Here is a 20,909-nt window from a genome sequence, read left to right on the forward strand (position 1 = left end):
ATGATCAGCGACTTTCGTAACCGCTTGCGCAAACAGTCTGGTAAACCCGCCGCTGCCCAACCGGGCGACGATCTGCTGGATCCGCCAGAGGAAATAATGGCGTGGGAACGTGTGGCACCAGACGTTCTTTACGAAACCAAAAGCCAGGTCACCCCGGTGGAGGCGGAGTGGCGGGAAAAGATCTACCAGCAGTTGCTCAAAGTCATGGACCTGTCCTTGCTGGACTCCCTTGAACAGGCCGAGGCTGCTCGGCAGATTCGCGATATTTGCCAGCGCCTGCTCGATGAGCATTCGGCACCGGTGAGTACCGTCAGCCGTCAGTTGATCATCAAGCAGATCACCGACGAGGTGCTCGGCCTCGGGCCTCTGGAACCGTTGCTGGCCGATCACAGCGTGTCCGACATTCTGGTCAACGGCTCTGCCTCGGTCTATGTCGAGCGCTTCGGCAAACTGCAACGGACCGATGTGCGTTTTCGCGATGATCAGCATTTGTTGAACATCATCGACCGTATCGTCTCAAGCCTGGGTCGGCGTATCGACGAGTCCTCGCCGTTGGTGGATGCCCGGCTCAAGGACGGTTCGCGGGTCAACGCGATTATCCCGCCGCTGGCCATCGATGGCCCGAGCATGTCGATTCGGCGCTTTGCGGTGGACCTGCTCAATACCGACAGTCTGATCCAGGTGGGGACGTTGACCCCGGCCATTGCCCTGCTGCTCAAGGCGATTGTCCGTGGGCGCTTGAACGTGCTGATTTCCGGCGGTACCGGCAGCGGCAAGACCACCATGCTCAATGTGCTGTCCAGTTTCATTCCGCAAAACGAGCGGATTGTCACCATCGAAGATTCGGCCGAACTGCAATTGCAGCAACCCCATGTGGTGCGCCTGGAAACCCGGCCTTCGAACATCGAGGGCCGTGGCGAAGTGAGCCAGCGGGAGTTGGTGCGCAACAGCCTGAGGATGCGTCCGGACCGCATAGTGATCGGCGAAGTGCGCGGCGTCGAGGCGCTGGACATGCTGACTGCGATGAACACCGGCCACGACGGCTCGTTGACCACGATCCACGCCAACACCGCACGCGATGCGTTGGGGCGAGTCGAGAACATGGTGTCGATGACCGGGGCGACCTTTCCGATCAAGGCCATGCGGCAGCAGATCGCTTCGGCCATTGATGTGGTGATCCAATTGGAACGCCAAGAGGATGGCAAGCGCAGACTGGTCAGCGTGCAGGAAATCAACGGCATGGAAGGCGAGATCATCACCATGACCGAAATCTTTTCCTTCGTGCGCCATGGCATGGGCGAAAACGGCGAAGTGCTTGGTGATTACCGGCCCAGCGGCATGATCCCCGCGTTCCGCGATGTGCTGGCCAAGCGCGGCATCGAGTTGCCGCTTACGATGTTCAGGCCTGAATGGATGGAGGCACGGCAGTCATGAACAATATTCCTGGTGAATTCATTCTGATGTTCCTCGGCATGGTGTTTATCGCTGTGTTCCTCCTGTCTCAGGGGGTGGTGGTGCCGGTGTTCGGCGAGGCCGGCAAGATGCGCAAGCGTATCCGCGGCCGTTTGCACGTTCTGGAGAAAGCCAACAACCTGCCCAATATGCAGACGGTGTTGCGACAGAAGTACCTGACGCGCTTGACGCCGCTGGAGGCCATGCTCGAGCAGTTGCCCTTTATGGCGAGCCTGACCCAGATGATCGAGCAGTCCGGTCATGAATATCGTGCTTATCGGGTGTTGTTGCTCGGGCTGTTCCTGGGCGCCTGTGCAGGTTTCTCGATCTGGATGATCTCGTCAGTCCTGTGGATGGCGTTGCTGGCGGGCTTCGGAGCGTTCTGGCTACCACTGCTGAAAATTTCTCGTGACCGTGGCAAACGCTTCGCCGGGTTTGAGGAAGGCCTGCCGGATGCACTGGATGCAATCTGCCGTGCCCTGCGCGCCGGGCACCCGTTCAACGAAACCCTGCGCCTGGTCGGCGAGGAGCATAAGGGGCCGGTCGCTCAGGAGTTTGGCCTGACTTTCGCGGACATCAACTATGGCAACGATGTACGTCGGGCCATGCTCGGCCTGCTGGAAAGGATGCCGAGCATGACGGTGATGATGCTGGTGACCTCAATCCTCATCCATCGCGAGACCGGCGGTAATCTGACCGAGGTGCTGGAGCGTTTGAGTCGCCTGATCCGCGGGCGTTTTCGCTTCCAGCGCAAGGTCAGGACCCTGTCGGCCGAAGGGCGGATGTCAGCCTGGGTGCTGGTGTCGATTCCGTTCGTGCTGGCGATTGCGATCGTTGTCACAAGCCCCACCTACATGCCTGTGCTGCTCAATGATCCCATAGGCCACAAACTGATCATCGGGGCGTTTTTCGCCATGCTGCTCGGGATTTTCTGGATACGCAAAATCATTCGGATTCAGGTTTAAGCGGTTTTCGCTACCGGGAGGTACAGGTCATGGACTTTTTGCTCGGGTTGTTCAGTCGGGTCACGGGAAGCGAGGAGGTGGCGCGCCTGTTGTTCCTCGGCGCGATCGGTTTGAGTACGGTGCTTGCAGTTGTCGCCGTGAGCTTGCTGATTTTGGGGCTTCAGGATCCGGTGCAGCGTCGTCTGGCGCTGATCAAGCGTGGTCATTTAGGCAACACCGCCGGGCAAGAAGCCCCGGGTAATCTGCAACTGTTACTGGAACGGGTCGGCCAGCGCTTTGCCTCGGCCGAATCGGCTCAGACCTCAGTCACCCAGACTTTATTGACGCATGCTGGGTACCGTTCCTCTTCAGCGGTGCAGATGTACTGGGCTGTGCGCTTGATGACGCCGCTGTTATTAGTCGGTATTACGTTGCTGCTATTGCCGATGATTCCCAGGGTTTCCCTGGCCATGGGGTTGCTGGTGGTGGTCTTGGCAGCCGGTATCGGATGGTTGCTGCCAGCGCTGTATGTCGCCAAGCGCAAGCAGTTGCGACAAGGTCGGTTGCGTGCCGCGTTTCCGGATGCGCTGGATCTGATGGTCGTGTGCGTGGAGTCGGGCCTTGCCTTGCCTACGACGATCGAACGGGTGGCTGAGGAGATGTCGGTCAGTCAGGTCGAACTGGCTGAAGAACTGGCCCTGGTCAATGCGCAAATCCGCGCGGGCATTTCCAGTACCGCGGCGCTCAAACAACTGGCTGTGCGCACTGGCCTGGATGACGTACAAGGGCTGGTCAGCCTGTTGGCGCAGAGTATCCGCTTTGGTACCAGCGTGGCCGATACCCTGCGCATCTATGCCGATGAATTCCGTGACCGGCGTACGCAGGCCGCCGAAGAGATGGGGGCGAAAATTGGTACCAAGCTGATATTCCCGCTGATTTTCTGCCTGTGGCCGAGCTTCTTTCTGGTCGCTATCGGCCCGGCCATGATCGGTGTACTCAAAGTATTCGGGTGAGGTCAAACGGGCGGAGGCTATCGAGTGCGATGGCCTTGCCCCCCGAGCCTGATCTGCACTTTCCTGTCATGGACCCACACATTTCCCGCCGCGGGATCATCCAACCAGGGTTGGATAATGTGTAGAGACTACTTTCCTGAACACGACATCAAGCCCGGCTTTGCAGCCAGGCTACTCTGGACTACGCCAGAGGCTGATCACCCATCGACATGCCTCAGTTGCCGCTACTCATATCTCCCCCAGCATCCTGTTCAAAAAACATCGGAATCGGGAAGTTGAAGCTATTCAGCCAGCGCTGCATGGCCAGTTCACGTTCGGCGGCCGAAGCGGTTTGCAGATTAGGGGAGGCAACCACACCTCGAATCTGCAACTGCAACCACTGTTCGGTGCCTTGTTGGTACGGCGAAGAGGGGCCCGGCTCAATAGCCCAGGCAGTGGTGGACAGGCAAGCCATGCACACGATCAACAGCCTTTTGGTCTTCATCTCGATTCCTCGTACGTTCTACTTGTTCGCACTGGAAGAGGCATCGGCTACTTCCGTCTTGCGATTCCCCTCGGTAGCCACCACTTTTTTGGCGGAGGCCTTGAGTTTTTCCGCGCGGGTTTGAGCTTCGGCGACTTGCTTGGGGCTCAAGTCGGCGCGGGTCACCAGGTCAGCAGCCGACTTCCAGTTATCCTGGTAGATCAGCAGCGTCACCATATTGAGTGCCGCCAATGTGTTTGCCTGCTTGAGCTCCATGGCGGTCATGAACTCAAAGCGTGCTTCAGGGATCCGTCGCTGATTGAGGTAGACGACCCCCAGGTCATTTCGCATCCTGTCGTCGGTGGGGGCCATCTTCACCGCACGCTCAAGGTGAGTGGCAGCGGAGGCGTTATCATTTTTGGCGGCGGCCAACTGGCCCAGGCCATGTTCCCCTTCAGCCGTCAGACAGGTGCCGAGCAAGCTTTCGTACAACGGCTGCGCGTCGCCGCTACGCCCCATCATGCGCAACACCCGAGCCTTGCGCAGGCGAACCTGGACCAGGTCATCGGGCAAACCTTCCAGATTCGCCAGGCTGGCATACAAACGGCCTTCGTCGGCCATGTTGTCGGCCAGGTTCAGGGCCAGTTCCTGCTCCGAACCGGGCTTGGCACAGCTGGGCGGTCGCGAAGTCAGGCCATTACTGGCGCAACCTGCGAGCATTAACGTCGTCGCTATTGCAATGACTGCTTTCATCGTATGTCCTCTGGCTACAACATGTTGAACGCCCGGCCAATGGCAATGAAGCTGGCCCGGCAGGCGTTCAACGTCACCGTTACGAGTGAGGGCGAGGCGAGTCTGGTTCAGGCTCCGGATCATTGCGAGAGACCGCTGAGACTGTCGAAGTCGCCATTTTCCAGGAAAAACATGCGGTAGAAGTTCGGGTCGTAATTGCGCAGCTGTTCGCCAGGCAATGACGGTAGTGTTGCATTGGCAGCCAGTGGCTGGACCAGATGGGGGGTGACGATCATCAGCAGTTCGCGCTCTTCACGGTTGATGGTGTTGTCGCGGAAAAATGCGCCCAGAACCGGGATATCGCCCAGCCCCGGAAACTTGTTCACCTGGGAATTGTTGCGGGAGCTGATCAGGCCGCTGATGACGAAGCTTTCGCCGTCGGCCAGGGAGATGCTGGTATCGGTACGGCGCACGCTCAGGGCCGGGACTATCGTGCCGGCGATGCTCACGGCGTTGGTGAAGTCCAGTTCACTGACTTCCGGCGCCACCTTCAGCGCGATACGATTTTTCCCGACGATGGTCGGCGTCAGCGTCAGGCGGATACCGAATTCCTTGTACTCGATGGACACGTTATCGCTGCCTGAACTGGGCACCGGAATCGGTATTTCACCGCCGGCCAGGAAGCTCGCACTCTGCCCGCTGAGCGCTACCAGGCTTGGCCGCGCCAGGGTGTAGGCGAAACCACTGCCTTCCAGCGCGTTGAGTGCCACCAGGGTACTGCCGGTAGCAAACGTGAGGTTGAAGTTGTTGTTGTTCACCGGTATCGCGGGCGTGACAATGCCGCCGATGGTGGGCAAGGTTCTCGGCGAGCCGAACAGGAAGTTGCCACGGATGCCGAAAATCGAGGCGGAGGCTTCCTTGAGCTTGGTCCGGCTGACTTCGACGAAACGGATATCGGTCTGTACCTGGCTCGGCAGCAGCGGGTCGTCGGAGGGCACCGACGGCACGCTGGTCAGTGCCGATGTGGCTTTACCTTTGACGAACACCATGCTTTGGCGCGGCGTTTTCGAACAGGCAGTCCAGACCATCAGGCTGGTGGTCCCCGGTGCAATGCCCGTGAGTATGAACGCGTTGTTGCCGCTGGGTTGCACGTCGGCAATTTTCGGGTCACCCACCGCCAGTTGCGTTACCGGAACGGGGCTGCGCAGTTCATTCTGCAACCCCTGACCGACCTCGAACGTTGTCGACCAACTGTCCAGTTGCGAACAATTGGCAGGTGCGGCCTGAGCCGCATTCACGCTGAGGCCCGTCCAGAACAGGCCATGGATAATTTTCTTGAAAGCGGGCGCGGGACGAAGGCTCATTTAATGCATCCTCACTGGATAGGCCATCTATAGGCAGACAAAGTTGTCTCTGATCACTTCACGGGGATCGGACTATCCCCCCCAATGCGCCACACCACTTATCGATGGCTTTGGCGTTATTCCTTGCGTGCAACACACGAGCGGGCGCAGTTCGCTGACCGGGCTGAACAGCGAGCGACCTTTGCTAAAACGGTTTTTAGTGAGGCGGTTACCTGGACTGCGCGCCAGAGTGACGCTGGCAGTTACGGACGCTACTGTCCGCCGACCTGCCCCCCCGAAAAGTAAACGGCCATGTAGGTACAGAGCCGGAATACGCCTGCCATGATCATAGTGAGCTAACTCCTTTTGCCAATCTGATCATTGAAGCTAACTTGGAAACTGGAGCCGTTATGACTTCTTATTGTTTGACGGTAGTTCAATCAAACCAAAGTGCCATGATTTTAAAAAAAACCATGGGTGCAAAAGCTGTAGAAAGGCAGGTGGGTGAGCGGTGCAGGCAAGGTCGTAGCGCAGTGCGATTGGCTGATACCGAGGGGGAAATGAAGGCAAAAAAAAGGCCCATCAGTCAGTCAGAACGGGCCTTTTTCATGTCTCAGCCTGCCTTCAACTGCAAATGCCCATGATCGGAAACGGTCGTTGCGCCTGCACCAGATCCGGCATATCCCGCCACTTGATCCACGCCGAATCTTGCCAGTGCAGCAGCGGCACCGAGAGGCCGCCCCATTGCAACGAACTCAAGCTTGGAATGTTTTCGACGGATGCCGCGTTCGACTCGCGTAGCGCAGGTATGACTTCGTTGCTCAGCCATTGGCGCAGGTTGCGGTTTTCCGGGATGAAATGGTGGACCAGCAATGCGTACATTCCGGACTCGCTGACCATGAGCGATTCGACCGTTTTGCCGTTCTTCAGCAGCCAGACATATCGGCGTTGATCGGGATCGAGTTTATGGGTGAGTCGTTGGTCCAGCGGGCGGCCCATCAAACGTCCCAGGTCATGGACGCAGAACCAGGCTTGGTTGGCTTGGATGATGGCGTGGAGGAAGCGGTTGTGGCGGGGGAAGATGGTTGGGGTGAAGCAGGAGGCGGGTGTGTTTTTTGTGTGCTCTGACATGACTTGAATTCCGTTTTGAAATGGAAAGTCACCACCAACCCTTCGACAGGTTGGGTGGCGAACCGAGTGGCGTTCGAAGTCGGGACACTTCCAGGTCAAAACGGAAGCCGAAAGGCCCGCGCCACACGGCCCGCCATAAAGCAGAACTGGGGATAGAAAAGCAGCCACAGTTCTATGGGGGCGCGTAAGCACCGTTCTGACATTTCCCGGCTTCGACTCCGGATCGCTGATTTTGCAGCGACGGGACAAAGCCTATCGGTCAGGCGCTCGCGGCGACAAGTCTACTCTGGCGACGCTTGTCGTAGGAATCAGAGTCTTTTCAGGGAGGCTCGATCTGTAGGAATTTCCTGTTTTTACTTGAAGTGCAGAGGCACCTCGCCGCACAGCTAGTTTTTCCTATAGGTTTTCCGCTTTCAGTCATGAACTGCGGGTTTACTGCATGTTGATCGAATTTTCAGTGGCCAATTACCGCTCCTTCCGTGAGAAGAAAACCTTATCCATGGCCGCAACGCCGCGCCTGAGTAAAAAACGTAACGTGTTCAAGCCTCCCGTAGAGGGAGAAAAGCTTCCTGACTTGTTGAAAGTGGCCGCTATTTACGGACCCAACGCGTCAGGCAAATCTTCGCTGGTCCGGGCCATGGGAATCATGGGCCATTTGCTCGCTTTTTCAGGCTCGTCAAATGACGAAGCTCTCCCGGTATCACCGTTTCGTTTCGACTCGCAACTCAAAAACGCCCCCAGCTTCTTTGAATACAACTTCATCCAGAGTGGGCTTCGCTATCGGTTTGTTCTGCGGATGACGGCACAGCGGATAACCGAAGAGCAATTGGTTTCATACCCAAAAGGCAAAGAAACGCTGCTGTATGAACGTCGTTTCGATGAGGAGGGTGAGAAGTATGTTTTCGGCCCAAGCCTTGAGGGCGGCAAAGAAGTGCATAAAGCCTGGCAACGCCTGACCAGCCCCAAGATGCTTTTTATTTCGCAGGCCGTTGCAAACAGCAGCGAAGAGCTGACGCAGTTGCGTCGGCCGTTCAGCTGGTTTCAAACCGGCCTTCTCGTGATTGAGCAGAACAACATGATTGGCCTGTCTGCCGCATCGATCAGGTTTCTGCAGATGGCGTCGAATTACACGTGCGACTTACGAGACTTTCTAAAAGCAGTGGATATCCCGGTGACCAATATTCAGCTCAATACCGACGCGGACTCCGTCCCGACTGACAAAAAACTCACGCTTAAGGAGTTTTTCGCTGCGGCACAAAAAGACAAAGTGACCCTGACGCATACAAGTCTTTTGGGAAGAGCCGATTTCGATTTTTCGGAGGAGTCGGGCGGCACCAAAAACCTGATTGGGTTCTGGTTACCGTGGTTCATGATCAATCACGCAGACGGGAGCGGGGTGCTGTCTGTCGATGAACTGGACAGCAGCCTTCATCCCGCCATCGTCGCGGAGTTGATTGAGAAACACCTGGACAGCGGGCGGGACACTCAGTTGATTTTCACTACTCACGACACACACTTGATGGATGCCAAGACGCTTCGACGCGATCAGTACTGGATCACCGAACGCGATGCCAATGGTTCAACCGATCTGTTTTCGGTTCACGATTTTGAGGGGCGAGAAGGCGAGGACGTCGAGAAACTCTATTTTGAGGGTCGATACCGCGGTCTACCGCTGATAAGGCGGGGATGACCATGGTGCGCTCGGCAAGATCATTTGATCGAAAGGCTCCGCGATTTAAACCTCAACCTAAAGTGTTGGTGCTCTGTGAGGACAGCCAGTCAGGAAAACGATATCTGCAAGAGGCCGCATTTTATTTTCGCGCCAACGCCCTGGTTGAGATCGTCCACTGCGGAGTCACACACCCAAGCGGCATCGTGGAAAGAGCCATTGCACGTCAGAAGTGGTTCGACAGGGTGTTTTGTGCACTGGATCGCGATACGCACCCATGCTTTGAACGAGCCATCGATATGGCGAAGGCACATCCAAAAATCCACGTTATTGCCTCATACCCCTGTTTTGAGTTTTGGCTACTTCTGCACTTTGGATTCAATCGAAAGCCGTTCAGAGCTGTTGGGAAAAACTCTCCGGGCGACTTGGTGACCAGGAGCCTCAGAGAAAAACCAAGTATGGATAAATACGAGAAGGGCAAAGACACCAACTATTTCGCTCAACTACTGGGCGAGCCGTTCCAAAAGGCGAGAACCCTGGCCCCCAAGGTTCTTGAGGACGTCGCGGTTAGTGGCGAACCCAACCCCAGCACCGAGATTCATTTGCTGATGGATGAATTCGAAGCACTCTCCAAACCGCAGACTCTCTAGCAACATGAAGCCTGCCCACATTGCTGCGGGCAGGCTGTCGATTGAAGAGCAAATGCCTTAGTGACTAACCTTCCAGGCATCCCCAGCAGGCGCCGTACCATGGTCATACGGCTTGGCAATCCACATATAAACCAGCCCCAAGCCAATCACGATCGCCGTACTCAACACCATCGCGTAGTTGATGTACCACGCCGCATCCGGCGTGCGCGGCCAGGCCATGTTGATGATGGCGCCGACGCCGTAGACCAGCGCGCCGATGTTCACCGCCCAGCCCCAGGCGCCGAGGGTGAATTTGCCGCTCGGTTTCCAGCCTTTCAGGCGGGCATAAAGGGCTGCAAGCACGATCATCTGGAACGCGAGGTAGATGCCGATTGCTGCGAAGCTGACGATGGTGGCCACGGCGTCTTGCAGGAAGAAGCCCAGAATAATGATCAGCGCCGGCAGAACGCCGGAGACGAACAGCGCAGCAACCGGAACCTGGGTTGTAGGCGAAATCTTTTTCAGCAGTGAGCTGCCGATGACCATTTCGTCCCGGGCGTAGGAATACAGCAGACGACTCGCCGCCGCTTGCAGGCTGATGACGCAGGAGATGAAGGAAATCATCACCACGCCCATGACCATTTTCGAACCGACCGGGCCGAAGGCGTTGTTGAGGATGGTGCCGACCGGGTCTTTGTCGGTGCCGTTGATCACCGCTTGCATGTCCGGCACGGCGAGGATCAGTGCCAGGCAAGCAAACATCGCCGCAACGCCGCCGATGTAGATGGTCATGCGCATGGCCACCGGAATTTTCTTGCTCGGGTTCGGGGTTTCTTCGGCCACGTCGCCGCAGGCCTCGAAGCCGTAGTACAGGAACATCCCCGCCAGCGAGGCGGTGAGGAAGGCCGGCAGATAAGAGCCGTCAACGCTGATGTCGAAGGTGTTGAACAACACGCTGATCGATTGATGACGTTCGAAAATCAGCAGGTACATGCCGACGATCACCGCGCCGACCAGTTCGCAGAGGAAGCCGAACATGGCGATTCGCGCCAGCACTTTGGTGCCGCTGAGGTTGACCAGCGTGGCGAACAGGGTCAGCACCAGGGCGATGACGATGTTGGTGTTGTTGCTCGGTTCGAAGCCCATCATCGCGGCAAGGTAAGGCCCGGCACCAACCGCAACGGCGGCGATGGTCACGCACAGGGCGATGGAGTAGATCCAGCCGACCATCCACGCCCAGCGTTTGCCCACCAAGCGGCGAGCCCATGGGTAAACACCACCGGAAATCGGGAACTGCGAGACCACTTCACCGAAGATCAGGCACACCAGCAATTGGCCGCAACCGACCAGCAAATACGCCCAGAACATCGGTGGTCCACCGGCGGCCAGGCACAGGCCGAAGAGGGTATAAACCCCTACGACCGGTGAGAGGTAAGTGAAGCCCAGGGCGAAGTTTTCCCACAGGCTCATGCTGCGGTTGAAGTTGGAGGTGTAACCCAGCTTTCGGAGTTGCTCGGCATCGCTGTCGGCAACGGCTGCGGAGAATTCAGGTAGTGCACTCATGGTGTGTTAGCTCCGGAAAATCGGCAGATTTCGGATGTCCGAAACCGTGACAGGGCCGTGATGGCGCTGCCCGGATCGGTGGTTATTGTTTTTTTGGTCTGGCGTTGAAGCCTGGTGGTGCGTATTGACGGTTTCTACCTTGAAACCGAGGTGACACCTTCGCGGGCAAGCCTCGCTCCTACAGTTGATCGCATTCCCCTGTGGGAGCGAGCCTGCTCGCGATGCTTTTAGTGCTTGAACATCACATGCCGCACAACGGTGTAATCCTCCAACCCATACATCGACATGTCCTTCCCGTACCCGGACAGTTTCTGACCGCCATGGGGCATTTCGCTGACCAGCATGAAGTGCGTGTTCACCCAGGTGCAGCCGTACTGCAAGCGTGCCGACAGGCGATGTGCGCGGCCGACGTCCGAGGTCCACACCGACGACGCCAGGCCGTAGTCCGAATCGTTGGCCCAACCGAGCACCTGTGCTTCATCGATGAACTTGGTCACCGACACGACCGGCCCGAACACCTCGCGGCGGACGATTTCGTCGTCCTGCTGTGCATCGGCCAGCACCGTTGGTTCGAAGAAGAAACCGTTGCCTTCAACTGCCTTGCCGCCAGTGATCAGGCGAATGTGCGGTTGCGCCACGGCGCGGTCGACGAACCCGGCTACCCGGTCGCGATGCTGCGCGGTGATCAGCGGGCCAAGTTCGGTCGACGGATCATCCTGCACGCCGTACTTGATGCTGCTGACTGCCGCGCCGAGCTTCTCGACGAATTTTTCGTAGATGCCGGCCTGTGCGTAGATGCGGCATGCGGCGGTGCAGTCCTGGCCGGCGTTGTAGAAACCGAAGGTGCGAATACCTTCAACTGCGGCATCAATGTCGGCGTCGTCGAAGATGATCACCGGGGCCTTGCCGCCCAATTCCATGTGCATGCGTTTGACGCTGGCGGCGGTGCTGGAAATGATGTTCGAGCCGGTGGCGATGGAGCCGGTCAACGACACCATGCGCACTTTAGGGTGGGTGACCAGCGGGCTGCCTACGGTAGGACCACGGCCGAATACCAGGTTGAGTACGCCGGCCGGGAAGATTTCCGACGCCAGTTGTGCCAGGCGCAGCGCGGTCAGCGGGGTTTGTTCCGACGGCTTGAGCACCACGGTATTACCGGCGGCGAGGGCCGGGGCGATTTTCCAGGCGACCATCATCAACGGGTAGTTCCACGGCGCAATGGAGGCGATCACGCCCACCGGGTCGCGGCGGATCATCGAGGTGTGCCCGGCCAGGTATTCACCGCCTGCCGAACCGCTCATGCAGCGGCTGGCGCCGGCGAAGAAACGGAACACGTCGGCAATCGCCGGGATCTCGTCGTTCAGCGCAGCGCTGTAGGGTTTGCCGCAGTTGTCGGATTCGAGTTTGGCCAGCTCTTCGCCGTGTGCTTCGATGGCGTCGGCAAGTTTGAGCAGTAACAGCGAGCGCTCTTTCGGCGGGGTGTGCGACCAGCTTTCAAACGCGGCATCGGCAGCGCGTACGGCAGCATCGACCTGGGCTTCGCTGGCTTCGTTGATTTCCACGAGCACACGACCGAGGGCCGGGTTGAACACCGGTTGGGCGGGGCCTTCGCCGTCGAGCAGTTGGCCGTTGATCAAGAGTTTGGTTTGCATGGCGTTGTCCTCTTTGAATCTATTATTTTTCTGCCGAAACCGGATCCTGTGTAGGAGCGAGGCTTGCCCGCGAAGCTTTTGGCGCTCTCGAGGACGCCTTCGCGGGCAAGCCTCGCTCCTACACAGGATTCGGTTTCTACAGTGGATATTGAGTTGTTCGTTACTTCCCGCCACTCCCCGCCACGCTTTCACCGCCACGGGTCAGGTAATAGGCGCCGAGAATCGGCAGCATGGTCACCATCATCACCAGCATCGCGACGACGTTGGTCACGGGCACGTCCCGTGGGCGGCTGAGCTGGTTGAGCAGCCACAGCGGCAGGGTGCGTTCATGGCCGGCGGTGAAGGTGGTGACGATGATTTCGTCGAACGACAGCGCAAACGCGAGCATGCCGCCGGCCAGCAACGCCGAGCCGAGGTTCGGCAGGACGATGTAGCGGAAGGTCTGCCAGCCATCGGCGCCGAGGTCCATCGAGGCTTCGATCAAACTGTGCGAAGTGCGGCGCAACCGGGCGATGACGTTGTTGTAGACGATCACCACACAGAAGGTCGCGTGGCCGACGATGATGGTGAACATCCCCGGCTCGATGCCCAGCGTCTTGAAGGTCGCCAACAGCGCGATCCCGGTGATGATCCCCGGCAACGCGATCGGCAAAATCAGCATCAGCGAGATGCCTTGCTTGCCGAAGAAATCCCGCCGGTACAACGCCGCCGACGCCAGCGTGCCGAGCACCAACGCGATCAACGTCGCGACGGAGGCGATCTGCAGCGACAGCTTGATCGCTTCCAGCACGTCCGGCCGCGCGAACGCCACGCTGATCCACTTCAGGGTGAAGCCCTTGGGCGGAAAGCTGAACGCCGCGTCTTCGGTGTTGAACGCGTAGAGGAAGATGATCAGGATCGGGAAGTGCAGAAACACCAACCCGCCCCAGGCTGCGATGCGCAGACCCAAAGAAGCTTTCTCAGAGTGCATCGAAGGCCCCCAGTCGTTTGACGATGGTCAGGTAAATGGCGATCAACACAATCGGCACCAGCGTGAACGCCGCGGCCATTGGCATGTTGCCGATCGCGCCTTGTTGGGCGTACACCATGCTGCCGACGAAGTACCCCGGCGGGCCCACCAGTTGCGGCACGATGAAGTCGCCCAGGGTCAGCGAAAACGTGAAGATCGACCCGGCGGCGATGCCCGGAATCGACAACGGCAGAATCACTTGCATAAAGGTCTGGCGCGGCTTGGCGCCGAGGTCGGCGGAGGCTTGCAGCAACGACGGCGGCAGGCGTTCCAGCGAGGCCTGAATCGGCAGGATCATGAACGGCAGCCAGATGTAGACGAACACCATGAAGCGCCCCAGGTGCGAGGTCGACAAGGTGCTGCCACCCACGCCCGGAATGCCCAGCACAAACTGCAAGACAGGCTCCAGTCCCAGGTGTTGAACGAACCACTGCGCCACGCCGCCCTTGGCCAGCAGCAACGTCCACGCATACGCCTTGACGATGTAACTGGCCCACATCGGCATCATCACCGCGATGTAGAAAAACGCCTTGGTCTTGCCGGTGGTGTAGCGCGCCATGTAGTAGGCGATCGGGAACGCGACAATGGCGCTGGCGATCGACACCACGACAGCCATGCTCAGGGTGCGCAGGATGATGTCGAAGTTCGACGGCTGGAACAGCGCGGTGAAGTTCGCCAGGGTCAGGTCGGGCGTGACCGCCATGGTGAAGTCGTCGAAGGTGTAGAAGCCTTGCCACAACAGCACCAGCAGCGAACCGAGGTAGATCGCGCCGAACCACAACAGCGGCGGCACCAGCAGCAGCGACAGGTAAAAGTTCGGCCGGCGATACAGCAGGTTGGAAAACCTGCGCAGTGGCGAGCCGCTGGCCGGGGATTGAGGGAGAGCCACGCTGGTCATCTCACACCCCGCCGGCAACGGTGTCGTGCAGCGGGATCATCGCTTCCCGTGCCCAGCGTGCGCTGATGCGTTGCCCGGTCTGATGTTGCGCGCTGACGTCCAGCCATTGATTGTTGGCCTGGCTGATGTTCAGGGTCTGGCCGTTTTCCAGCTTCAGTTCATAACGGGTGGCGCTGCCCTGGTACTGAACGTCGTGGAGCAAACCACTGACTTCGATTTCGTGGCTGGCCAACGGGCCGTCGGCGAAACGCACGTGTTCCGGGCGAATCGAAAACGGCTGCGGATTGCCGCTGAGCTGCTGCGCCAGATCGCCGCGAATCACGTTGGAGGTGCCGACGAATTCCGCGACAAAGGTGGTCGCCGGTTTCATGTAGAGGTTGCGCGGGGTATCGACTTGTTCGATGCGCCCCTTGTTGAACACCGCCACGCGGTCGGACATCGACAAGGCTTCGGTCTGGTCGTGGGTGACGAAGATGAAGGTGATGCCGAGCTGGCGTTGCAGCTTTTTCAGCTCGCTCTGCATTTGCTCGCGAAGCTTCAAGTCGAGGGCGCCCAGCGGTTCGTCGAGCAGCAGCACCCGTGGGCGATTGACCAATGCGCGGGCCAGGGCCACACGCTGACGCTGACCGCCCGACAGTTGCACCGGTTTGCGTGCGCCGTAGCCGCCGAGGGCGACCATGTCGAGGGCTTCTTCAGCGCGTTTCTGGCGTTCAGCTTTGCCGACGCCTTTGACTTTCAAACCGTAGGCGACGTTGTCGAGTACGTTCATGTGCGGGAACAGGGCGTAATCCTGAAACACCGTGTTGACGTCACGCTCATACGGCGGCAGCCCGGCGGCTTCGTTGCCGTGAATCCGGATCGAGCCTGCGCTCGGTTGTTCGAAACCGGCGATCAGGCGCAAACACGTGGTTTTGCCCGAGCCGGAAGGGCCCAGCATGGAGAAGAACTCGCCGTCCTGGATGTCGATGGAAACCCGGTCTACGGCTTTCACTTCGCCGAACAGACGGGAAACGTTGGTGAACTGGACTGCAAGCGTCATGGTGCGGTGCTCCGAAATATCAAATCTGAAAAGCATCGCTGGCAAGCCAGCTCCTACAGCGGGTACGCGTACTTTGTAGGAGCCGGCTTGCCGGCGATAAGGTCCGAAGGACCTTCAGGCGTCAGCGACCGCCCATGATCGCGATGTAGTCCTGGGTCCAGCGGCTGTACGGCACGAACTTGCCGCCTTCAGCCTGCGGGGTTTTCCAGAAGGCGATCTTGTCGAACTGGTCGAAGCCGTTGGTCTTGCAGCCTTCGGCACCGAGCAGTTCGCTCTCTTTGCATCCCGCCGGAACCGACGGCAACGAACCGAACCAGGCGGCCAGGTCACCCTGGACTTTCGGTTGCAGCGAATGGTCCATCCACTTGTAAGCGCAGTTCGGGTGCTTGGCGTCGGCGTGCAGCATGGTGGTGTCGGCCCAGCCTGTTGCGCCTTCTTTCGGAATGACCGAGGCCACCGGCTGTTTGTCCGCCACCAGGCCGTTGACCATGTAGCCCCAGGTGCTGGACGCCACGACGCCTTCGTTCTTGACGTCACTCATCTGCACGGTCGCGTCATGCCAGTAGCGGTGGATCAGAGGCTGTTGCTTGCGAAGCAGGTCCAGCGCGGCCTTGTACTGTTCTTCGTTGAGCTGGTACGGGTCCTTGATCCCCAGTTCCGGCCGTTTCGCCTTGAGATAGAGCGCTGCATCGGCGATGTAGATCGGACCGTCGTAGGCCTGGACCCGGCCCTTGTTGGACTTGCCGTCCGGCAGGTTCTGTTCCTCGAACACCACGCCCCAGCTGTCCGGGGCGGTCTTGAAGACGTTGGTGTTGTACATCAACACGTTCGGGCCCCACTGATACGGGGTGCCGTAGGTTTGTTTGTTGACGACGTACCACTGGCCATCCTTCAGGCGCGGGTCGATGTTCTTCCAGTTCGGAATCAACGCGGTGTTGATCGGCTGCACGCGTTTGCCAACGATCAGCCGCAGCGACGCGTCGCCCGATGCGGTCACCAGGTCGTAACCGCCCTTGGACATCAGGCTGACCATCTCATCGGAAGTGGCGGCTGTTTTGACGTTGACCTTGCAGCCGGTTTCCTTCTCGAAACTGGTCACCCAGTCGTAGGCCTTGTCGCTTTCGCCACGTTCGATGTAGCCGGGCCAAGCCACGATATCCAGCTGACCTTCGCCGGCACCGACGGCTTTCAGCGGTTCGGCGGCCTGGATACTGGCGCTGGCCAACAGCGCTGTGGTGATTGCACTGAGCAGTGCGGTCTTGTGCACGAACATGGGAATTCCCTCTTCTTTAAATTATGGTCGGGGCAGTTTTGAACGTGGTTCAGCGTTGTAAACACGATCCTGTAGGAGCCGGCTTGCTGGCGATAGCGGTGGGTCAGTCAACCTGATGGTCAACTGGACGGACGCCTTCGCTGGCAAGCCAGGCTCCTACAGGATTCGCGGTGTTCCAGCGTTTCTGCGCTAATGCCTTTACGGCTAATTGTTAGCGTAGTGCGCTTTTATAAATGCTGTCCGTGGCGCGCCATGATGTGCCGCACCACGCTGTAGTCCTGAAGCGAATCGCTGGACAGGTCTTTGCCGTAGCCCGAGCGTTTCAGGCCGCCATGGGGCATTTCGCTGACCAGCATGAAATGGCTGTTGATCCAGGTGCAGCCGTACTGCAAGCGCGCGGCGACCTGCATCGCCTTGTCCAGGTTCTGGGTCCAGATCGAGGAAGCCAGGCCGTATTCCGAATCGTTGGCCCAGTCCACCGCTTGTTCGAGCCCATCGAAGCGGGTCACGGTGACCACCGGCCCGAACACTTCGCGCTGGACGATTTCATCGCTCTGCTTGCAGCCGGCCAGCAGCGTCGGTTGGTAATAGAAGCCGGCGCCGGAATGCACGGCCGCGCCGGTCACGCGCTCGATGTGCGGCTGACCCAGGGCGCGTTCGACGAAACTGGCCACGCGGTCGCGCTGGCGGGTGGTGATCAGCGGCCCGATTTCGTTGTCGGCATCGCGTTTACCAGCGAAGCGCAGGCTGCTGACCGCCGCGCCGAGTTCGGCCACCAGGCGGTCATGAATGCCGGCCTGTGCATAAATGCGGCAGGCGGCGGTGCAATCCTGGCCGGCGTTGTAGTAACCGTACGTGCGCACGCCTTCGACCACCGCCTGAATGTCGGCATCGTTGCAGACGATCACCGGGGCCTTGCCGCCGAGTTCGAGGTGCGTGCGTTTCAGGGTTTTCGCTGCGGCCTGGAGGATTTTTTGCCCGGTGACGATATCGCCGGTCAGCGACACCATGCGGATTTTCGGGTGGCTGACCAAGTGGCTGCCCACGCCTTCACCGCCGCCGCAAATAATGTTGATCACGCCGCGTGGGAGGATCTCGGCCAGCGCGGGCGCCAGGGCCAGGATCGACAGCGGCGTGTGCTCGGAAGGCTTGAACACCAGCGTGTTGCCGGCAGCCAGGGCCGGGGCGATTTTCCACGCGGCCATCATGATCGGGTAGTTCCACGGTGCAATCGAGGCGACCACGCCAATCGGATCGCGACGCACCATGCTGGTATAACCCGGCAGGTATTCGCCGCTGAGCTGACCGGTCTGGCAGCGCACCGCACCGGCGAAAAAGCGGAACACGTCGACCGTCGCGCTCAAGTCGTCCTGACGCGCCAGGTGCAACGGTTTGCCGCAGTTCAGGGATTCGAGGCGGGCGAGCAGGTCGGCTTGTTTTTCGATGGCGTTGGCGATGTCCAGCAGCAGGTTCGAGCGCTGCTGCGGCGTGGTCCGCGACCAACTGGCGAACGCACGGTGCGCGGAGAGGATCGCGGTTTCGACTTGTTCGGTGCTGGCTTCGGCAATGTGCGTTATCACCTCACCGGTGGCCGGGTTGAGGATCGGCTCGACAAAACCCTGACCCGCGACCAGTTCGCCATCGATCAACAACGCGGTGAACAACGGGGTCTGCGCGCCAGCCATTTTTCGGGTTCTCTTTTCTTGTGTGGCCATGCTGCTCCCTGTGACTGGGGCCCGGCCGTCTTATAGATGTTCCAAGACTAGTGCCCGGATCCGAGGTCGACAAATACTAAATACTGAAGGTGGCGTTCGATTAAATAGATGGCTTGCGCCCGCCGTGGGGCTGCTCGCGCGCGACGGTCAGGAACGGGTCGACCAGTGCCGGACGTGCCGTACCGCGGCGCCAGGCCAGGCCGACATCGAGGGTCTGGCTCAGGTCGGCAATCGGCCGCGCTTCGATGATGTCGCCCTCCAATGACCAGGGGCGATAGGTCATGTCGGGCTGGATCGACACGCCCAACCCTGCGGCCACCAGGCTTCGTACCGCTTCGGTCGAAGCGGTTTTAAGGGTGATGCGCGGTTGAAGCGACGCCGCCGACCACATGCGCTGGGCGTTGCGGTCCATTTCATCAACGTTCAGTTGAATCAGCGGTTCACGGGCGACGTCGGCCAGGTTGATGCTGTCGTGTTCCAGCAGCGGATGCTGGGCCGGCAGCCATAAACGATGGGGCGAATGGGTCAGCACTTCCGTTTGCAGGGCGTGGCGGTCTTCGAGGTTGGAGAGGATCAGCACACCGACATCGATCTCGCCGCTGACCAGCAAATGCTCGATGTACGGGCGTTCGTCCTCCATCACGCGGATCTCGACGTTGGGGTAGGCGCGTTGAAAGCGGGTGAGGAGGTCCGCGAGGTAATAACCGGCGACGAGACTGGTTACACCGACGATCAACTGCCCGGCGACCTGATCGGTGCTTTGTTGCAGGCTGCGTTTGGCGTTGTCCACCGTTGCCAGAATCAGGTGTGCCTGGCGTAGGAATTGATGGCCCTGGTGGGTCAGCGTCATGCCCTTGGCATGGCGGTTGAACAGCCCGACGCCGATTTCCTGCTCCAGTTGCTGGATGGCCAGGGTCAATGTCGATTGGGAAATGAACGCGGTTTGCGCGGCGGCAGAGATCGAGCCGGTCTCGGCCACGGCGATGAAATGACGAATTTGACGCAAAGTCATCATGAAGAAGTACCCGGTGGGCGGTTTTTATAGATTCGCTTGAGTGTATATCTTTTTAATCGATGGGCTTTTTAGCGTTACAGAAGGTGAGCAACATCTGGAAGCACTCTCGCCGGGAAGGGCTGGGCACTTTCGATCTAGGCTGGTGGCCTTATGTGTCCGGTTAACCCCTTTTGTGGAGGCGGCAAGAATGAATACCCGTGGATTGCTCGATCAATTACTCAAATCCGGCCAGGACCTGTTGCAGAACAAGACCGGTGGCGCGCAGAACAAGGCGTCCAGCGGTGGATTGGGCGGATTGCTTGGTGGTGGCGGTGGTTCGGGCGGCCTTGGCAGTTTGTTGTCAGGCGCGGGTGGCGGTGCATTGGCCGCTGGCGCGATGGGCCTGTTGATGGGTAACAAGAAGGCTCGCAAAGTCGGCGGCAAAGTCGCTGTCTACGGCGGCCTCGCGGCATTGGGCGTGATTGCCTACAAGGCTTACGGCAACTGGCAGGCCCAGCAGGGCACTGCACCGAAGCAAGAGCCGCAAACCGTGGACCGCGTGCCGACGGCGCAGGTCGAGCAACACAGCCAGGCGATTCTCAAGGCGCTGGTGGCGGCGGCCAAGGCTGATGGTCATGTCGACGAGCGCGAGCGTGCGTTGATCGAAGGTGAGTTCACCAAACTCGACAATGATCAGGAACTCCAACACTGGCTGCACGCCGAACTGAACAAACCCCTCGATCCAACCGATGTTGCGCGCGCCGCCAGCACGCCGGAAATGGCGGCCGAGATGTACATCGCGAGCGTGATGCTGGTGGACGAGGAGAACTTCATGGAGAAGTCTTACCTGGACGAACTGGCGCGCCAACTCAAGCTTGAGCCAGCGTTGAAGGTCGAGCTGGAAAAACAGGTGCGCCAGGCCTCCATGTAGAAACCGACTTCAAATCCTGTTTCGCTCCCTAGACCGCCATCGCCAGCAAGCCGGCTCCTACAAAGGATTTTCGGCGCGCACAGCATTCGTGCCCGCCGCCGACCACCTGTAGGAGCCGGCTTGCCGGCGATGAGGCCCTCAAATCCTGCCCCGCCCTCAAGACCGCCATCGCCGGCAAGCCGGCTCCTACAAGGGAACTTCGGTGCGCACAACACTCGTGCCCGACACCGCCCCCCTGTAGGAGCCGGCTTGCCGGCGATGAGGCCCTAAAATCCAGCACCGCCCTCATGACCGCCATCGCCGGCAAGCCAGCTCCTACAAGGGAATTGCGGCGCGCACAACATTCGTGCCCGACACCGATCCCCTGTAGGAGCCAGCTTGCTGGCGATGAGGCTCTAAAATCCTGCACCGCCCTCATGACCGCCATCGCCGGCAAGCCAGCTCCTACAAGGGAATTGC

At 59.3% G+C, this 20,909-nt stretch carries 18 protein-coding genes; 6 read left to right on the forward strand and 12 right to left on the reverse strand.

Annotation, left to right across the window (positions count from 1 at the left end):
• The 3 genes from K5R88_RS26800 to K5R88_RS26810 are packed head-to-tail and all read left to right on the forward strand — an operon-like array spanning position 1 to position 3,409.
• Positions 1 to 1,434: a CpaF family protein gene (locus K5R88_RS26800; RefSeq protein ID WP_008029707.1), complete on the forward strand. Its 1,434-nt coding sequence runs from the start codon at positions 1 to 3 to the stop codon at positions 1,432 to 1,434.
• Positions 1,431 to 2,417, forward strand: a complete 987-nt coding sequence (locus tag K5R88_RS26805; protein WP_226298683.1) for a type II secretion system F family protein — start codon at positions 1,431 to 1,433, stop codon at positions 2,415 to 2,417. Before K5R88_RS26800 ends, K5R88_RS26805 begins: the two co-directional genes overlap by 4 nt.
• Positions 2,418 to 2,446: 29 nt before the next feature.
• Positions 2,447 to 3,409 (forward strand): type II secretion system F family protein, encoded by a 963-nt coding sequence (locus tag K5R88_RS26810; protein ID WP_008042350.1) that lies wholly within the window; start codon positions 2,447 to 2,449, stop codon positions 3,407 to 3,409.
• A gap of 214 nt (positions 3,410 to 3,623) precedes the next feature.
• Here K5R88_RS26810 and K5R88_RS26815 read toward each other — a convergent pair whose 3' ends face one another.
• The 4 genes from K5R88_RS26815 to K5R88_RS26830 form a co-directional block, all read right to left on the reverse strand.
• Entirely contained in the window at positions 3,624 to 3,893 is a 270-nt protein-coding gene (locus K5R88_RS26815; RefSeq protein ID WP_008042349.1) for a DUF3613 domain-containing protein, read from the reverse strand.
• An 18-nt stretch (positions 3,894 to 3,911) separates the two neighbouring features.
• Positions 3,912 to 4,625 (reverse strand): tetratricopeptide repeat protein, encoded by a 714-nt coding sequence (locus K5R88_RS26820; protein ID WP_008029716.1) that lies wholly within the window; start codon positions 4,623 to 4,625, stop codon positions 3,912 to 3,914.
• A gap of 119 nt (positions 4,626 to 4,744) precedes the next feature.
• On the reverse strand, positions 4,745 to 5,968 hold the full coding sequence (locus tag K5R88_RS26825) for a type II and III secretion system protein family protein (protein WP_223435962.1): 1,224 nt from the start codon (positions 5,966 to 5,968) through the stop codon (positions 4,745 to 4,747).
• A 603-nt stretch (positions 5,969 to 6,571) separates the two neighbouring features.
• Positions 6,572 to 7,078 carry a BRO-N domain-containing protein gene (locus K5R88_RS26830; RefSeq protein ID WP_223453181.1) on the reverse strand — a complete coding sequence of 169 codons (507 nt, stop codon included), beginning with the start codon at positions 7,076 to 7,078 and terminating at the stop codon, positions 6,572 to 6,574.
• A 439-nt stretch (positions 7,079 to 7,517) separates the two neighbouring features.
• Here K5R88_RS26830 and K5R88_RS26835 point away from each other — a divergent pair, with 439 nt between their 5' ends.
• On the forward strand, positions 7,518 to 8,768 hold the full coding sequence (locus tag K5R88_RS26835; RefSeq protein ID WP_223453182.1) for an AAA family ATPase: 1,251 nt from the start codon (positions 7,518 to 7,520) through the stop codon (positions 8,766 to 8,768).
• Positions 8,769 to 8,770: 2 nt separating this feature from the next.
• Positions 8,771 to 9,397, forward strand: coding sequence for an RloB family protein (locus K5R88_RS26840; RefSeq protein WP_223435972.1), 627 nt, complete (start codon positions 8,771 to 8,773; stop codon positions 9,395 to 9,397).
• 57 nt (positions 9,398 to 9,454) lie between these two features.
• Here K5R88_RS26840 and K5R88_RS26845 read toward each other — a convergent pair whose 3' ends face one another.
• The 8 genes from K5R88_RS26845 to K5R88_RS26880 all read right to left on the reverse strand — a co-directional run bounded on the left by K5R88_RS26845 (position 9,455) and on the right by K5R88_RS26880 (position 19,540).
• Positions 9,455 to 10,939: an APC family permease gene (locus K5R88_RS26845; RefSeq protein ID WP_223416221.1), complete on the reverse strand. Its 1,485-nt coding sequence runs from the start codon at positions 10,937 to 10,939 to the stop codon at positions 9,455 to 9,457.
• Between the two features lie 227 nt (positions 10,940 to 11,166).
• Complete coding sequence (locus K5R88_RS26850; protein ID WP_226298684.1) at positions 11,167 to 12,591, reverse strand: gamma-aminobutyraldehyde dehydrogenase; 1,425 nt, start codon at positions 12,589 to 12,591, stop codon at positions 11,167 to 11,169.
• Positions 12,592 to 12,751: 160 nt separating this feature from the next.
• A complete protein-coding gene (locus K5R88_RS26855; RefSeq protein ID WP_223435955.1) occupies positions 12,752 to 13,561 on the reverse strand; it encodes an ABC transporter permease in 810 nt (269 codons plus the stop codon).
• Positions 13,551 to 14,498, reverse strand: coding sequence for an ABC transporter permease (locus K5R88_RS26860; protein WP_192417881.1), 948 nt, complete (start codon positions 14,496 to 14,498; stop codon positions 13,551 to 13,553). The genes K5R88_RS26855 and K5R88_RS26860 overlap by 11 nt, the downstream gene beginning before the upstream one ends.
• A 1-nt stretch (position 14,499) precedes the next feature.
• The gene (locus tag K5R88_RS26865; RefSeq protein WP_008029734.1) at positions 14,500 to 15,537 is read right to left on the reverse strand and encodes an ABC transporter ATP-binding protein; all 1,038 of its coding nucleotides are present in this window, start codon (positions 15,535 to 15,537) and stop codon (positions 14,500 to 14,502) included.
• 121 nt (positions 15,538 to 15,658) lie between these two features.
• Positions 15,659 to 16,810: a putative ABC transporter substrate-binding protein YdcS gene (ydcS, locus tag K5R88_RS26870; RefSeq protein WP_008029736.1), complete on the reverse strand. Its 1,152-nt coding sequence runs from the start codon at positions 16,808 to 16,810 to the stop codon at positions 15,659 to 15,661.
• 227 nt (positions 16,811 to 17,037) lie between these two features.
• On the reverse strand, positions 17,038 to 18,525 hold the full coding sequence (locus tag K5R88_RS26875; RefSeq protein ID WP_226298685.1) for a gamma-aminobutyraldehyde dehydrogenase: 1,488 nt from the start codon (positions 18,523 to 18,525) through the stop codon (positions 17,038 to 17,040).
• A gap of 100 nt (positions 18,526 to 18,625) precedes the next feature.
• The gene (locus tag K5R88_RS26880; RefSeq protein WP_008029741.1) at positions 18,626 to 19,540 is read right to left on the reverse strand and encodes a LysR family transcriptional regulator; all 915 of its coding nucleotides are present in this window, start codon (positions 19,538 to 19,540) and stop codon (positions 18,626 to 18,628) included.
• Between the two features lie 187 nt (positions 19,541 to 19,727).
• Between K5R88_RS26880 and K5R88_RS26885 the strand changes: the two genes are divergently transcribed.
• Positions 19,728 to 20,450 (forward strand): tellurite resistance TerB family protein, encoded by a 723-nt coding sequence (locus K5R88_RS26885; protein ID WP_223556719.1) that lies wholly within the window; start codon positions 19,728 to 19,730, stop codon positions 20,448 to 20,450.
• Positions 20,451 to 20,909 lie beyond the last annotated feature (459 nt).

Origin of the sequence: Pseudomonas sp. MM213 (genome assembly GCF_020423045.1) — a bacterium.
Lineage (GTDB): Bacteria > Pseudomonadota > Gammaproteobacteria > Pseudomonadales > Pseudomonadaceae > Aquipseudomonas > Aquipseudomonas migulae.

Coding starts and splice junctions, on each gene's coding strand:
- K5R88_RS26800 (WP_008029707.1), top strand. CDS start 1: ATGATCAGCGACTTTCGTAACCGCTTGCGCAAACAGTCTGGTAAACCC.
- K5R88_RS26805 (WP_226298683.1), top strand. CDS start 1,431: ATGAACAATATTCCTGGTGAATTCATTCTGATGTTCCTCGGCATGGTG.
- K5R88_RS26810 (WP_008042350.1), top strand. CDS start 2,447: ATGGACTTTTTGCTCGGGTTGTTCAGTCGGGTCACGGGAAGCGAGGAG.
- K5R88_RS26815 (WP_008042349.1), bottom strand. CDS start 3,893: ATGAAGACCAAAAGGCTGTTGATCGTGTGCATGGCTTGCCTGTCCACC.
- K5R88_RS26820 (WP_008029716.1), bottom strand. CDS start 4,625: ATGAAAGCAGTCATTGCAATAGCGACGACGTTAATGCTCGCAGGTTGC.
- K5R88_RS26825 (WP_223435962.1), bottom strand. CDS start 5,968: ATGAGCCTTCGTCCCGCGCCCGCTTTCAAGAAAATTATCCATGGCCTG.
- K5R88_RS26830 (WP_223453181.1), bottom strand. CDS start 7,078: ATGTCAGAGCACACAAAAAACACACCCGCCTCCTGCTTCACCCCAACC.
- K5R88_RS26835 (WP_223453182.1), top strand. CDS start 7,518: ATGTTGATCGAATTTTCAGTGGCCAATTACCGCTCCTTCCGTGAGAAG.
- K5R88_RS26840 (WP_223435972.1), top strand. CDS start 8,771: ATGGTGCGCTCGGCAAGATCATTTGATCGAAAGGCTCCGCGATTTAAA.
- K5R88_RS26845 (WP_223416221.1), bottom strand. CDS start 10,939: ATGAGTGCACTACCTGAATTCTCCGCAGCCGTTGCCGACAGCGATGCC.
- K5R88_RS26850 (WP_226298684.1), bottom strand. CDS start 12,591: ATGCAAACCAAACTCTTGATCAACGGCCAACTGCTCGACGGCGAAGGC.
- K5R88_RS26855 (WP_223435955.1), bottom strand. CDS start 13,561: ATGCACTCTGAGAAAGCTTCTTTGGGTCTGCGCATCGCAGCCTGGGGC.
- K5R88_RS26860 (WP_192417881.1), bottom strand. CDS start 14,498: ATGACCAGCGTGGCTCTCCCTCAATCCCCGGCCAGCGGCTCGCCACTG.
- K5R88_RS26865 (WP_008029734.1), bottom strand. CDS start 15,537: ATGACGCTTGCAGTCCAGTTCACCAACGTTTCCCGTCTGTTCGGCGAA.
- ydcS (WP_008029736.1), bottom strand. CDS start 16,810: ATGTTCGTGCACAAGACCGCACTGCTCAGTGCAATCACCACAGCGCTG.
- K5R88_RS26875 (WP_226298685.1), bottom strand. CDS start 18,525: ATGGCCACACAAGAAAAGAGAACCCGAAAAATGGCTGGCGCGCAGACC.
- K5R88_RS26880 (WP_008029741.1), bottom strand. CDS start 19,540: ATGATGACTTTGCGTCAAATTCGTCATTTCATCGCCGTGGCCGAGACC.
- K5R88_RS26885 (WP_223556719.1), top strand. CDS start 19,728: ATGAATACCCGTGGATTGCTCGATCAATTACTCAAATCCGGCCAGGAC.